13 protein-coding genes are annotated in these 14,025 nt (G+C 64.4%); 6 read left to right on the top strand and 7 right to left on the bottom strand.

Annotated features, from left to right (window positions below):
- Positions 1-40 precede the first annotated feature (40 nt).
- The 3 genes from AKN84_RS24160 (at position 41) to AKN84_RS24150 (ending at position 5,980) form a co-directional block, all read left to right on the top strand.
- On the top strand, positions 41-3,514 hold the full coding sequence (locus AKN84_RS24160) for an indolepyruvate ferredoxin oxidoreductase family protein (protein ID WP_050423130.1): 3,474 nt from the start codon (positions 41-43) through the stop codon (positions 3,512-3,514).
- A 200-nt stretch (positions 3,515-3,714) separates the two neighbouring features.
- Positions 3,715-4,101 carry a hypothetical protein gene (locus tag AKN84_RS24155; protein ID WP_050423093.1) on the top strand — a complete coding sequence of 129 codons (387 nt, stop codon included), beginning with the start codon at positions 3,715-3,717 and terminating at the stop codon, positions 4,099-4,101.
- A 298-nt stretch (positions 4,102-4,399) separates the two neighbouring features.
- Positions 4,400-5,980, top strand: coding sequence for an alkaline phosphatase D family protein (locus AKN84_RS24150; RefSeq protein WP_050423092.1), 1,581 nt, complete (start codon positions 4,400-4,402; stop codon positions 5,978-5,980).
- Between the two features lie 162 nt (positions 5,981-6,142).
- On the opposite strand, the gene AKN84_RS24145 is transcribed toward AKN84_RS24150, so the two are convergent.
- Genes AKN84_RS24145 through AKN84_RS45940 form a run of 4 tightly spaced genes read right to left on the bottom strand, consistent with a single transcriptional unit; the run spans position 6,143 to position 7,545 of the window.
- Positions 6,143-6,403 carry an alpha/beta fold hydrolase gene (locus AKN84_RS24145; protein ID WP_050423091.1) on the bottom strand — a complete coding sequence of 87 codons (261 nt, stop codon included), beginning with the start codon at positions 6,401-6,403 and terminating at the stop codon, positions 6,143-6,145.
- A gap of 6 nt (positions 6,404-6,409) precedes the next feature.
- Entirely contained in the window at positions 6,410-6,721 is a 312-nt protein-coding gene (locus AKN84_RS24140; RefSeq protein WP_050423090.1) for an alpha/beta fold hydrolase, read from the bottom strand.
- The gene (locus AKN84_RS24135) at positions 6,712-7,185 is read right to left on the bottom strand and encodes an alpha/beta fold hydrolase (protein WP_128971110.1); all 474 of its coding nucleotides are present in this window, start codon (positions 7,183-7,185) and stop codon (positions 6,712-6,714) included. Before AKN84_RS24135 ends, AKN84_RS24140 begins: the two co-directional genes overlap by 10 nt.
- Positions 7,186-7,206: 21 nt before the next feature.
- Complete coding sequence (locus AKN84_RS45940; RefSeq protein ID WP_128971109.1) at positions 7,207-7,545, bottom strand: hypothetical protein; 339 nt, start codon at positions 7,543-7,545, stop codon at positions 7,207-7,209.
- Between AKN84_RS45940 and AKN84_RS24130 the strand changes: the two genes are divergently transcribed.
- Positions 7,527-8,345 carry an aldo/keto reductase gene (locus AKN84_RS24130; protein ID WP_050423088.1) on the top strand — a complete coding sequence of 273 codons (819 nt, stop codon included), beginning with the start codon at positions 7,527-7,529 and terminating at the stop codon, positions 8,343-8,345. The genes AKN84_RS45940 and AKN84_RS24130 overlap by 19 nt on opposite strands.
- 106 nt (positions 8,346-8,451) lie before the next feature.
- Here the strand turns inward: AKN84_RS24130 and AKN84_RS24125 are convergent, their stop codons facing one another.
- Positions 8,452-8,670 (bottom strand): hypothetical protein, encoded by a 219-nt coding sequence (locus AKN84_RS24125; RefSeq protein ID WP_050423087.1) that lies wholly within the window; start codon positions 8,668-8,670, stop codon positions 8,452-8,454.
- Positions 8,671-8,831: 161 nt separating this feature from the next.
- Here AKN84_RS24125 and AKN84_RS24120 point away from each other — a divergent pair, with 161 nt between their 5' ends.
- Positions 8,832-10,112, top strand: a complete 1,281-nt coding sequence (locus AKN84_RS24120) for an amidohydrolase family protein (protein ID WP_050423086.1) — start codon at positions 8,832-8,834, stop codon at positions 10,110-10,112.
- 110 nt (positions 10,113-10,222) lie between these two features.
- Here the strand turns inward: AKN84_RS24120 and AKN84_RS24115 are convergent, their stop codons facing one another.
- The gene (locus tag AKN84_RS24115; protein ID WP_050423085.1) at positions 10,223-11,461 is read right to left on the bottom strand and encodes an aminotransferase-like domain-containing protein; all 1,239 of its coding nucleotides are present in this window, start codon (positions 11,459-11,461) and stop codon (positions 10,223-10,225) included.
- A gap of 71 nt (positions 11,462-11,532) precedes the next feature.
- Positions 11,533-12,075 (bottom strand): DUF3124 domain-containing protein, encoded by a 543-nt coding sequence (locus AKN84_RS24110; RefSeq protein WP_050423084.1) that lies wholly within the window; start codon positions 12,073-12,075, stop codon positions 11,533-11,535.
- 59 nt (positions 12,076-12,134) lie between these two features.
- Here AKN84_RS24110 and AKN84_RS24105 point away from each other — a divergent pair, with 59 nt between their 5' ends.
- Positions 12,135-13,868 carry a cation:proton antiporter gene (locus AKN84_RS24105; RefSeq protein ID WP_050423083.1) on the top strand — a complete coding sequence of 578 codons (1,734 nt, stop codon included), beginning with the start codon at positions 12,135-12,137 and terminating at the stop codon, positions 13,866-13,868.
- The last annotated feature ends 157 nt before the right edge of the window (positions 13,869-14,025 follow it).

Below are 14,025 nucleotides of genomic sequence, written 5' to 3'. Positions count from 1 at the left end.
TTCGGACCGGCGCGACGGATCTACGGGGAGCGTGAGACTGATGGCGTTGATGGACGTTGGACTGGACGACAAGTACCGGTTGGACACAAAGCGAATCTTCCTCTCCGGTACCCAGGCTCTGGTCCGATTGCCCATGTTGCAGCGCGAACGCGACCGCGCGCACGGGCTGAACACCGCGGGTTTCATCTCTGGATACCGCGGCTCCCCGCTCGGCATGTACGACCACGCGTTGTGGCGGGCGAAATCCTTCCTCAAAGAGCATGACATCGCCTTCGTTCCCGGCCTCAACGAGGACCTGGCGGCGACGGCGGTATGGGGCAGCCAGCAGGTCGGCATGTTCCCCGGCGCCAAGGTCGATGGCGTATTCGGCATCTGGTACGGCAAGGGCCCCGGCGTCGACCGCTCGCTCGATGCGCTCAAGCACGCCAATTCCGCCGGCACCTCGCCGAATGGCGGCGTGATCGCGCTGGCCGGCGACGACCATGGCTGCCAGTCCTCGACCCTGGCGCATCAGAGCGAGCAGGTGTTCGCCTCGGCGCTGATGCCGGTGGTCAATCCGGCGACGCTGCAGGACTATCTCGACCTCGGCATCCTCGGTTTCGCGCTGTCGCGCTATTCCGGCTGCTGGGTCGGCTTCAAGGCGATTTCCGAGACGGTGGAAAGCTCGGCCTCGATCGTCAGCGATCCCGATCGCATCAAGATCATCATGCCCGACGATTTCGAGATGCCGCCGGACGGGCTCTCGATCCGCTGGCCGGACCCGCCACTGGAGGCCGAGCGCAGGCTGCACGGGCCCAAGATGGAGGCGGTCGCCGCCTTCGCCCGCGCCAACCGGTTCGATCGCATCGTGCTGGATTCCAGGCCGGCGCGGCTCGGCATCATGGCGACCGGCAAGGCCTATCTCGACCTGCGCCAGGCGCTCGCCGATCTCGGCATCACCGATGCCGAGGCGCAAGCGCTGGGCTTGCGCATCTACAAGGTGGCGCTGACCTGGCCGCTTGAAGCCAATGGCGCGCGCGCCTTCGCCGAGGGCCTGCAGGACGTGCTGGTTGTCGAAGAGAAGCGTGGCTTCATCGAGGACCAGCTGGTCCGCATCCTCTACAACATGGACGCGTCGAGGCGTCCGTCGGTGGTCGGCAAGCGCGACGAGAGCGGCGCGCCGCTGCTGCCGAGCGAGGGCGAATTGACGCCGACCATGGTTGCGGCCGCCGTGGTGGCGCGGCTGCGCAAGCTCGGCCATCGCAGTCCGCTGCTGGAGCAGCGCCTCGCAAAACTCGAGGCGTTCGATCGCCCGGCCGAGGGCACGGGCGCCGCGAAGCTGTCGCGCACGCCGTATTTCTGCTCGGGCTGCCCGCACAATTCGTCGACCAAGATTCCCGAAGGCAGCCGCGCCATGGCCGGCATCGGCTGTCACGGCATGGCGCTGTCGGTGCCGAACCGCAACACCCAGACCATCTCGCATATGGGCGCGGAGGGCGTGAGCTGGATCGGGCAGGCGCCGTTCACCAGCGAACAGCACGTGTTCCAGAACCTCGGCGACGGCACCTATACGCATTCGGGTCTGCTGGCGCTGCGCGCGGCCGCCGCGGCCGGCGTCAACATCACCTACAAGATCCTCTACAACGACGCGGTCGCGATGACCGGCGGCCAGCCCGCCGAGGGCGGCTTCACGGTGGCGCAGATCGCGCATCAGGTCTGGGCGGAGGGCACCAAGAAGCTTGCGATCGTCTCCGACGATCCCGACAAATATCCCGCCAATTATTTCCCGTCCGGCGCCACCATCCATCATCGCCGCGAGCTCGATGCCGTGCAGCGCACCTTGCGCGAGATCGAGGGCCTCACCGTCCTGATCTACGACCAGACCTGTGCCGCCGAGAAGCGCCGCCGCCGCAAGCGCGGGCTGTTTCCCGATCCGGCCAAGCGCGTCTTCATCAATGAGCGCGTCTGCGAAGGCTGCGGCGACTGCTCGGTGGCGTCGAACTGCGTCTCGGTGCAGCCGCTGGAGACCGAGCTCGGCCGCAAGCGCCGCATCGACCAGTCGAACTGCAACAAGGATTTCTCCTGCATCGAGGGCTTCTGCCCGAGCTTCGTGATGGTGCAGGATCCCAAGCTGCGCAAGGCCGATCGCACCGCGGCCGATCCGAAGGCGTTGTTCGCCGACCTGCCGACGCCGCCCGCGGCCGCGCTGAGCGCTCCCTACAACATCCTGATCACCGGCATCGGCGGCACCGGCGTGATCACCATCGGCGCGCTGCTCGGCATGGCCGCGCATGTCGAGGGGCTCGCCTGCTCGACGCTCGACTTCACCGGCCTGTCGCAGAAGAACGGCGCGGTCATGAGCCATGTCCGGCTCGCGCCTGCGTCCGACATGCTGACCACGGTCCGCATCGCGCCCGGCAATGCCAATCTGATCCTGGGCTGCGACCTCGTCGTCGCCACCAGCGTGCCGGCGCTGAGCCGCGCCGAGCGCGGCGTCACCCGTGCCGTTGTCAACGCCGATTTGCTGCCGACCGCGAGCTTCGTGATCGATCCCGATATCGACTTTGAAGCCAGCTCGATGCGCGACGCGCTGAACGGCGCGGTAACGCCGGGTGATCTCGACATCCTCGATGCCACCGGGCTTGCCACCGCGCTGATGGGCGACAGCATCGCGACCAACGCCTTCATGCTGGGCTTCGCGTTCCAGCGCGGCGCGATCCCGCTGTCGCTCGAGGCGATCCTGAGGGCGATCGAGCTCAATGGCGCCGCCATCGAGTTGAACAAGACCGCGTTCTCGTGGGGCCGGCTCGCCGCGCACGATCTGCAGCGCGTGGTCAGTGCTGCGCGGTTCAAGAGCGCCGGTGCCGCGCCGGCCAAGAAGACGCTCGATGAGGCGATCGCGTTCCGTGCCAAATTCCTCACAGACTATCAGGATGCGGCCTACGCCAGGCGCTATCTCGACGACGTCGCGCGGGTCCGCTCGGCCGAAGCCGCGGCAGCGCCGGGATCGCAGGACCTGACCGAGGCTTTTGCAAAAGGCCTGTTCAAGCTGATGGCCTACAAGGACGAATACGAGGTCGCGCGGCTCTATTCCGACGGCGAATTCAGCAAGGCCTTGAGGGAGCAGTTCGAGGGCAATTCCGGCTTGAAGGTCCTGTTGGCGCCGCCGCTGCTGGCGCAGCGCGATCCCGTCACCGGGCGTTTGCAGAAGCGTGAGTTCGGGCCGTGGATCTTCAAGGCGTTCGGCCTGCTGGCGGGGCTGAAGGGCCTGCGCGGCACCGCGTTCGACATCTTCGGCTACACCGCCGAACGCAAGATGGAGCGCGCATTGCCGGTGGATTATTCCGCGATGATCCTGCGTCATCTCGACGGCAAGAAGCCGCTCGATCTGCCGCGCCTCGTGGCGCTGGCGAAGGCTGCGGACCTCGTGCGCGGCTATGGCCACATCAAGGAAGGCAACGTCGCCCGCTATCGCACCGAATGCGCGCGGCTGGAGCGCGCGATCGGCCAGCCGCTGGCGCAGGCGGCGGAATAGGCCAGGCGGTGGGCAGCGGGAACTTTTCCCCTGCTGCCATCGTTGACCGGTAACCTTGCCCGCAACCTGCGGCTGGATTCGCGTGGCCGGGTCCCTACATGATGGCTGTTCTGTTCGAGTGATTTCAGGAGGCCCTTTTGACGGTCCTGAAAAGCGTTTTCGTTGCAACTGTTTGTACCGCGTGCCTGGCTCTGGGTGGCGTGGCGTTTGCTGACGACTACCGCCCGAGCGAGTTCTTCAGCCTCGATCTCTCCCGAGCCGTGCTGTCGCCGAAGCCGCTTGGCCCGCCGGCGCAGTTCGAGCCGGTTCCAGTCGAGGCCAAGAACGATCATGGTCCGGATCAGCATGCAGCCGTCGAGCCGAAGGTCGAGGAGCCGAAGGTCGAGCGGCAGAAGCCCGTGCGGACGACCAGGGTGACGGAGCCTCGTGAGGCGGCGCCGCATGAGCGGAAGCGCGCGCTCGCGCACGTTCCCGCCCGCGCCAAGCTCGCGCGCCGGCATTCCAACCCGCTCAATGCGGAAGCCCGCGACACCCGGATCCAGACCTGGCCGTGCCGCACCGGCGGCATCTGCAACTGGCAGCGGTGAGGCGCGGCCGCGGCGGTGTCTCACGCCGGCCTACGCACGCGTTCGCATACCAACCCCGTCATCCTGAGGAGCGCGCTCTTGCGCGCGTCTCGAAGGATGCACGGCCCGTCTGCGGCCGATTCATCCTTCGAGGCTCGCTCCGCTCGCACCTCAGGATGACGGGTGAGACGCCGTTGCCATCTCTCCCCCGAGAGTCATCCCGCCGTCGCAAAACCGTCGGCGGAGAGTCAAGAAACTGTAAGTCCGGAGTCAAACGGCGCAGGCAAAACCCTCGTCAGGATTCGACGAAGGTTACCGTATGCCGACTGCGATCTCCGCGAGGCGGCGAGGCCTCACCCGGCGTCAGCTTCTGGTGCGCTCGGCGTCCACCGCCGCGCTGGCGGGATTGGGCGCGCTGGCAAGACCCTATCTGAGCCGTGCGGCGGATCGGCCTTCGATCGCCGGCATCCAGTCCGGTGACGTCGCAAGTGATTCCGCTGTGATCTGGGCCCGCGCCGATCGCGCCGCGCGCATGCGCATCGAATGTGATGCGGTCGAGAGCTTCGCCACCATCCTGCGCACCGCAACCGCCGACGCCCTGCCGGAGCGCGACTTCACCGCCAAACTGCTGCTCGATGGCCTGCCGCCGGGCCAGGACCTGTTCTACCGCGTGCGCTTCGAGGACCGCGAGGGCCTATCAGGCGAGAGCCGGGTCGGGCATTTCCGCACCGCGCCGCTCGACCGCCGTTCGGTCTCCTTCGTCTGGTCCGGTGACGTCGTCGGGCAAGGCTGGGGCATCGATCCCGCGCGCGGCGGCTTGCGCAGCTACCGCACCATGCTGAATGAGCGCCCGGATTTCTTCATCCATTCCGGCGATCACATTTATGCGGATTGCACGGTGCCATCGCAGCAGAAGCTCCCCAACGGGGAAGTCTGGCGCAACATCGTCACCGAGGAGAAATCGGTTGTTGCGCAGACTCTTGAGCAGTTTCGCGGCAACTACAAATACAACTGGCTCGACGAGAATTTCCGCGCCTTCCATGCCGAAGTGCCTGTCTTTGCGCAATGGGACGACCATGAGGTGGCCGACGACTGGTCGCCGATCGGCACCGCTGATTCGACCGGCTACGACGCGGACGGCAGCTCGCGCCTGGTGGCGCGGGCGCGCCGCGCGTTCCACGAGTTCATGCCGATGCGGCTGATGCCGGAGCGCGACGGCCGGGTCTATCGCAAGATCGCCTACGGGCCGCTGCTCGATGTCTTCATCATCGACATGCGCTCCTACCGCGATTCCGACTGGAACAAGCAGGGCGATCCGGACCAGGCGTTCATCCTCGGCGCGAGCCAGCTTGCCTGGCTGAAGCGCGAGCTGGTGGCGTCGGATGCGACCTGGAAGGTGATCGCAGCCGATCTGCCAATCGGGCTCATCAGCCTCGATGCGGTCGCGCTCGGCGACGGGCCGCCCGAGCGGCGCGAGCACGAGATCGCCGATCTGCTGTCGTTCATGAAGCGCGCCGGCGTCCGCAACACGGTGTGGCTCACCGCCGACATGCACTACACCGCCGCGCATCACTATGATCCGAACCGCGCGGTGTTCCAGGAGTTCGAGCCGTTCTGGGAGTTCGTCTCCGGCCCGCTGCATGCCGGCACCTGGTCGCCCGGCGAGCTCGATAACACCTTCGGCCCGAAGGCGATGTACCAGAAGGGCTGCTCGGCCGAGCAGGGCGACAATCTCGCGCCCTGCTTCGGCCTGCAATTCTTCGGCCGCGTCGACATCGACGGCAGGACCGGCGTGATGACGGTGACGCTGAAGGACGTCGACGACCACGATCTCTGGTCGGTCGACATCGAGCCGCGGCCGGACGCGCGGCCCGGCCAGATCATGACGCAGCACATCTAGGCCGTGAACACGTAGGCGCGCCGGGCCGACGGCTTGTCAGAGTCCGCTGTGCCCCGGTAGCCGGTATATTGTTGCAAAACAGCGAAACGACGCGATCGGCCAGGAGCGCATATTTGCGCTCCATGCATCTTCGGATGCGTCGAGTGGTTTTCAACCCCTCAGTCAGTCATGAGACAGGAAGCCGAACACTGCCGCATTGAAGACGGGAGCATTATCGATAAACATGATATGCGCGGCGTTGGGTACAACAATCGGCTCGGCTATTGGTTTGCAGTCTCGCATGGCCGCCGACATGGCATAAAAGTTCTTCGGACTCTTCTCCCCGTGCAGGATCAGAATTGGGAAATTGAATTTTGCTACTTGCTCGCAGCTCGTTGCAGGGGCCACGCCCAGCTGCGCCGCGGTACCTAAATTGTCAAACAACCGCTCTCATTGTGCGGGGGTTCGCGTAGCCCAAGCCCCCGGCCCGCTGAGCGAGTCGACAAAGACCTGCGCAGCAAGCTCAACATTGCCTGCGGCAAGATTCTTACGAAGCGTATCGATGCGCTCTTGGGTCACCTGCGCAGTCTTTTGAGCCTCGGGCGTGTCGGGGAGCAGCGCCTCCAAACCGACCGAGTCAGCAAGGATCAATGTCTTGATGACCTCCGGATGGGTTTTGGCCACGGTCAAGGCGACCCCACCTCCTCTCGAATGGCCGAGCAGATGCACCTGTCCAAGATTCAATTTCTTGATCAGCGCCACGACGTCGTCTGCGTGTTGTTCAAAGGAAAATCGTTGCCGCTACCGTCCCACTTCTCGGGATAATAGTGACGCAAGGAGACGGCGATAACGTGAAAGCGTTTGGCAAAAGCCGGAACGAGGGCGTTCCAGATTCTGTAGTCGGCCAGCGACCCGTGCACCAAGACGATGATTGGGCCAGAGCCCGCCTCCTGATACGCCATGTCGTAACCATTGACCTCTGCCGACTTTATACCCTCCGGCAACGGCCAGCGTGGCGCGGCGTTGGCTTGCAGGTTGAAACACATGAAATACAAAACGACGATCGTGAGAGCCCAATTGATTAAAGAACGGATCGAACGCATTGCCTGGTGCTCCGATTCTTTTTGTGGTGATGGAAGGCGATCGATGTTGCGCTTCTGCTGCTCAGGAAAAATGACAGGAGTGTGAAACCGACCTTGAGGGAATGCTTGACGTGGATCGCGCAATCCTACGCCAAGTGGTCGGTGTCAGCTATGGGCCCATTTGCGTTGATTTTTGGCATGCCGCAGCATGTCCGGTAACGGCATCTCGGAAATGCCGATCGTCCAAATCTTGCTGATCGCATTCGTCAAGCTCGCATCCATCCGTATTTGGCTGCGTGCCAATGAACCCGCGCCCTGGATCCCTGTAATTCCGTCGCGACATCTTGATTGCCGGGCGCCTTGCCCGCAGGGCCGGTTTGCGGGCAGACTACGCACCGGCAGTTCTGCCAATTTCATTCCCACAAAGCGATTTGCTGGCGTGACGTCGTCGATTTCATCGGCGTCCCACGCGTCAGGAGCTATCCATGGAAAATCTGCAAACACAGGGCATCAGCCTGCCGCAGCTCGGCCTCGGCACCTTCCGCATGCAGGGCGATACCTGCCGTGCGGCGGTCGAGAGCGCGCTTGGGCTCGGTTACCGGCACATCGACACCGCCGAGATGTACGGCAACGAAGAGGCGATCGGAGAGGCGATCGCGGCGGCGAAGGTCGCGCGCAAGGACCTGCATGTGACCACCAAGGTCTGGCACGAGAACCTGGCGCCGGATGCGATCCGCAAGGCGTTCGACGCGAGCCTGAACAAGCAGCGGCTCGATCACGTCGATCTCTATCTGGTGCACTGGCCGTCGCGGAGCATGAAGCTGCCGGCCGTGTTCGAGACAGTGATGCAGCTGAAGGAAGAGGGCCGCACCCGCGCGATCGGGGTCGCCAATTTCACCACCGCGCTGCTCAGGACCGTGGTCGAGGACATCAAGGCGCCGATTGCCTGTAACCAGATCGAATATCACGCGATGCTGGACCAGACGCCGGTGCGGAAATATCTCGCCGCGAAATCGATCCCGCTGGTGGCCTATTGTCCGCTGGCGCAGGGACGTTTCGCGACCGACGAAACGCTGGCGAAGATCGGCCGCAAGCATGATGCGACCGCGGCGCAGGTGGCGCTGAAATGGCTGCTCGATCAGGACGGCGTTGCGGCGATCCCGAAAGCCTCACGCGCCGAAAGCCAACAGGCCAATCTCGACGCGCTGAAGGTCAGGCTCGACGACGACGACCGCAAGGCGATCGCCGCGCTGCGCAAGGATATGCGCTGCGTCAATCCGGGCTTTGCTCCGGCGTGGGATTGAGCCGTCGACCATCCGATACGAATGTTGAAAAAGAAAATGGCTCCGCGAGGAGCCATTTTCCGTTGTGTCGGTCTTTTCGTGTTTGCAGGTCTTCGGTCTCGATTCCTTAGTAGCGATCGCGCCGGATCACGACCGTGCGGTCATGGTCATGATGCCAGCCGCGATGCCAACCACGGTCATGGCGCATCTCGGCGCGCGCGCCCCAACCACGATCCCAGTGATGGTGATGGCCGCGCTTGATCACGACGGTCTCGGCGCTCGCGATCGACGGAACGGCCACTGCAAGCGTACCAATCGCCGCAAGAACAAAACCAATCTTTTTCATTTCATCCTCCTCAAATGATGCGAGGGGAAAACCGTGCAGTCATCGAAACGTTCCTCAGGAACCGGCGGAGTTTTCTGAACGGTTGTTCAGGTGGTCTTGCGTAACCACCGCGTCCGACGCATCATCGCGCCATAAAAATCAATGTTCGGGGGGACGTTGCCGTGAGTGGATTTTCACGCCGGGATTTTTTGAAAGCTACGGGATCCGCCGCCGCGAGCGTCATCGCAGGGCCGGCCGCTGCGGCGATGGGGCCGGACGACAAGTTCGACCTCGTGATCAAGAGCGGCGACGTGATCGATCCCAGCCAGTCGCTGCGCGGCAAGCGCGACATCGGCATCCGCTGGGGCTTCATCGAAGCGATCGAGGACGAGATCCCGGCTGCGCGTGCCAGCAAGACCATCGACGCGTCGGGCAAGCTGGTGATGCCGGGCCTCGTGGATCTGCACTGCCATGTCTACCCCTATGGTTCGGCGATCGGCATTCCCGCCGACGAGCTGGTGCAATTCCAGGGCACCACGACGGTGGTTTCGGCGGGCGATGCCGGCGTCAACAATCTCGCGGCGCTGCGGCGCTTCATCGTGGCGCAGTCGCGGGCGCGGATCTACGCCTTCGTCCACATCGCCAATAACGGCCTGTCGGCTTTCCCGGTGGCCGAGCTCTACAACATCGACAACGCCCAGGTCGAAGCCTGCGCGATGGCGCTCGCCGAGAACCCGGACTTCCTGATCGGGGTCAAGGTGCGAATGTCGGAGAACGTCATCTTCAAGCATGGCATCGAGCCGCTGAAGCGCGGCATCCAGGCCTGCGAGATGTGCGGCTGGCCGGCGCGGATGATGGTGCATATCGGCGGCGTCGAGACCAAGGAGTTGATGTCCGACATCCTCAATCTGCTGCGCCCGGGCGATATCCTCACCCACGCCTACTCCGGCGCGCCGAACATGTCGGGCGCCTTTACCAACATCGTGCAGGACGGCAAGCTGTTGCCGGCCGCGCTCGCGGCCAAGCAGCGCGGCGTGCTGTTCGACGTCGGCCATGGCGGCGGCAGTTTCGATTTCACCGTGGCGGAGATCGCGATCCCTGCGGGCTGCACGCCCGACACGATCTCCTCCGACATCCACGTCTTCTCGGGCAATTCGCCCGGCATCCCGTTCCTGCCGAACGTGATGAGCAAGTTCCTGGCGATGGGCTCCTCGCTGGATCAGGTCGTCGCGATGGCGACCTCGGTGCCGGCGCGGATCATCAACCGCACCCCGAAGATCGGCACATTGCAGCGCGGCGTGCCCGCCGACGTCGCGATCATGGACCTGGTCGAGGGCCCGGTCACCTTCGTCGACACCCGCAACAACAAGCGCGACGGCAATCTGCAGCTGAAGCCGGTGCAGACCGTGGTCAACGGCGTGCCGTTCGGCCGGCCCTATCAGGCGCCATTTTCGGTGCGGTGAGGGGCAAGTGGAGAGATGGATTGCTTCGCTTCGCTCGCAATGACGAGATAGCTGGCCGTCATTGCGAGGAGCGTAGCGACAAAGCAATCCATCTTGCCGAGCGGGGAGCGCTAGCCGCGCTTCTCCACATTGCTGCTGCGCGCGGGCACGCCGAACTCCTTGCGGCAGACCTCGGCCAGCACGGCGACGCCCTCGCGGATCTGGTCGTGCGAGGGACTGGCGAAGCAGAGACGGAGCCGGCTGCCGGAATGGGCCTTGCTGGTCGACCATTCCGGTCCCGGATTGATCGAGACGCCGGCGGCCAGCGCCGCCTGGTAGAGCTTCAGCGTGTCGACATTGTCGGGCAGCTTGACCCAGAGGAAGATCCCGCCTTTCGGCGCCTCGAACTCGGCCGCGGTGCCGAACTGCTCGTTCAGCGCTTCCATCAGCGTGTCGAGCTTGGCGCGCAGGCCTTTTGTCAGCCGTGGCACATGGGTCGAAAAATGCGGCGCGCAGTATTCCGCGAGCACCATCTGCTCCAGCGCGCCGGAGCCGGCGTCGGTCTTCAGCGGCAGCATCCGCGACATGATCGCCCACGGTGCGACGATGAAGCCGACCCGCAGCGCCGGCGCGATCGACTTCGAGAACGAGCCGATGTGGATCACGCCGCCATGCTGGCTCATGGCATAGATCGCAGGCGGCCGCTCACCGTTCCAGATCAGGTCGGCGTAGCAATCATCCTCGAAGATCGGCACGCCGTATTCCTTGGACAGCTTGAGCATCTCGGCGCGGCGGCCCTCGGGAAGGATCGAGCCGGTCGGGTTCTGCACGGTCGGGATGGTGTAGATGTATTTCGGCGTGATGCCGCGCCGCTTGTGATCGGCGAGCGCTGCGGCCAGCGCATCGATCCTGATGCCGTCGCCATCGAGAGGAATGCCGACCGCCTTGACGCCGAGCCGTGTCAGCCGATTCAGCGAGCCCTGATAGGTCTCCTGCTCGATCAGTACGGTGTCGCCCCTGGCGAGCAGCGTCTGATTGACCAGGTCGAGCGCTTGCAGCGAGCCGGAGACGATCATGATCTCGTCGGGCGTGCAGGCGATCCCGGCATCGCGCTTCAGCTTCCCGGTCAGGAACTGGCGCAGCGGCAGATAGCCCTGCGGCCCGTGCGCGAGATTGTAGGTCGCCAGATTCCTGCCCTCGCGCTTCAGCACGGCGTTGACCGCTTCCAGCAGCCCGTCGACCGGGACCTGGTCGGGATCGTTGTTGCCGCCGACGAAGCTGTATTTGGCAAGCCCGGTCCAGCGCGCGGCCGGCGCGGGCAGGCCGGCCGGAAGCAAAGGTGCAAAGTCGAACTGGGCTGAGGTGGACATGGACGTTTCGCTCCGTGTTGTTGTCGTTGAGAAGGCCCGCGGGAAGCGGCCTTCCGTGAAGTCAGTTCAATTCAATTCTTGCCGGTCAGCCGGATCGGGCGACCCTGGCTGATGAAGGCATAGTGCCCGGCGCCGACGCTGCCGACCATCAAGGCCTCGACCGCTGGTTCCGCGATTTCGCCTGCGGCCGCCCAATCGACCACGAAATTCGCGCCGGTGCCGCCGCGGGTATCGGTCGTGGCGATCGCGACCTCGACGGTCGCGAACGGTTTTAGCGCGATCGGCGATTTGAGGTAGCTCTCCACCATCTTGCCTGATGTGTCGAAATAGGCGATCCGCTTCAGCACCAGGGGCCTGGTTTCGGAGGCGTTGTGCACGCTGAGCGTCACCGAGAAATCGGCCCTGAGCTTGCCCTGGCTCATCGACACGCTGGAATACACCGGCACGTAGAATGCACCGGAGGCGGTGAGACCTTCCGATGGCACCGCGGTCAGCGAGTTCGCGAAATTTTGTTCAATACTTGCCGAGGATTGTGCTAGCGCCTCGGTCACTCTCCCGGTGAGCAGGCAGAGCAAAACTGCCAGAAAAATGCCACCTGCGCGGATGTGACACATTGCTCGGTTGATCCTCACGCCCGGCCCTCTAGGTTGCGGCAACAGGAAGTCTTTGACGCATGCATGAACTGATTCCCGATATCACGCTCTGTATCCTGCTTGCCTGGGGGATTGGGCTGCTCGCCCATTTCTCCCGGCAACCGCTGATACTGGCCTACCTTATCGCCGGCTTTTTCATTGGTCCATTCGGCATGGGCTGGGTCAAGTCCCAGGAATCGATCAGCGTCATCTCCGAGCTCGGCCTGATCTTCATGCTGTTCATGATCGGGCTGGAAATCGACCTCAAGAAGATCATCCGCGCCGGCAAGGTCATCCTGTTCGCCGGCGCCGGCGAGCTGATCGGCGGCTGCCTGATCGGCGTGGCGTTCTTTGCCGGGATCGGGCTTGCGGTCGGCGGCGGCAAGTTCGATGCGATCTATCTCTGCGTCGCCTGCGCGCTGTCCTCGACCGTCATCATCGTCAAGGTGCTGTACGAGAAGCGCGAGCTGGATACGCTGCCGGGCCGCATCACGCTCGGCGTGCTGGTGCTGCAGGACATCTTCGCGATCCTGTTCCTGGCGGTGCAGCCGAGCCTGGACAATCTGCAGATCGGCGTCGTGCTGCTGTCGATCGCTCGCGTCGCGGTGCTGGTCGCGACCGCGCTGGTGCTGAGCCGCTACGTGCTGCCGCGGCTGTTCCACCAGATCGCGCGGCGGCCCGAGCTCGTGCTGCTCGGCGCGCTCGCCTGGTGCTTCCTGATCGGCGAGATCGCCGAACGGCTGCATCTGTCGCGCGAGATGGGCTCGCTGGTCGCCGGCGTGTCGATCTCGACCTTTCCCTACGCGCTCGACGTCACCGCCAAGGTCACGACGCTCAGGGATTTCTTCATCACGCTGTTCTTCGTCGCGCTCGGCATGACGATCCCGATCCCGGGCTTGCAGGTGATCTGGCTGGCGCTGGTCATCGCGGCCTTCACGGTGGTGAGCCGCCTGGTCACGACGTTCACGCCGCTCTATCTGATGAAGCAGGGCCTGCGCGCCAGCCTGCTGCCGGCGATCAATCTGGCGCAGATTTCCGAGTTCTCGCTGGTGGTGATCCAGACCGGCGTTGCCGCCAACCATATCGGCACCGAAACCGCCAGCGCGGCCTCGTTCGCCTTCGTGGTGCTGGCGGTGCTCTCGACCTTCGCGATGGGCCGCAGCGACCAGATCGTGCGCGGCCTGATCGGGCCGCTCAAGCGGATCGGGCTGCGCGATCTCGACCATGTGGGCGAGGGCCGCGGAGAGGCCGGGCAGGAGGGCGGCCATGGTGAGATCAGGCGTATCGTGATCCTCGGCTTTTTCCGCGCGGCGAGCGCGCTGATCAGCCAGATCGAGCGGCAGAACCAGTCGCTGCTCGAGCAGATCAGCGTCATCGACTTCAACCCGCTGGTGTTCCGCACGCTGTCCGACCGCGGCATGCATGTGATTTACGGCGACATCAGCAATGTCGATACGCTGGTGCACGCCGGCATCGGCAAGGCCGAGATCATCATCCTGAGCGTGCCGGATTTCCTCCTGGTCGGCGCCGACAATGAGAAGCTGGTGCGCCACGTCCGCGCCCTCAATCCGACCGCGCGGATCGTCGCCACCGCGGACCTGTTGACCGGCGTCGACGATCTCTACGCGGCCGGCGCCGACTATGTGACGGTGACCCGGCTCAGCGACGCCGCCGAGCTCTATTCGGTGATCGAGGCCGCCGACGCCGGCCTGCTCGACGACAAGCGGGCCGAGCTGGACGCCCAACTCAGCGACCGGCGCGAGGTGCTGCCTTAAGGGGTACATCCACTTGCGCGATTGCACCGTCAGGCGCGCCTTCGCTTGCGCGATTGCGCAGCCATGGAGAGAAGCGAAATCCGGGACCACGCACGCGGAAACACCCCCGGATTGCGCTTCGCTCCATCCGGGGCTACTCAGCATGATCCGGAAAAGT

It is taken from the genome of Bradyrhizobium tropiciagri (assembly GCF_001189845.1).
Classification (GTDB): Bacteria; Pseudomonadota; Alphaproteobacteria; order Rhizobiales; family Xanthobacteraceae; genus Bradyrhizobium; species Bradyrhizobium tropiciagri.
Note: the sequence above shows the minus strand (reverse complement) of the source record. Positions and strands in the feature narration are given on the sequence as shown.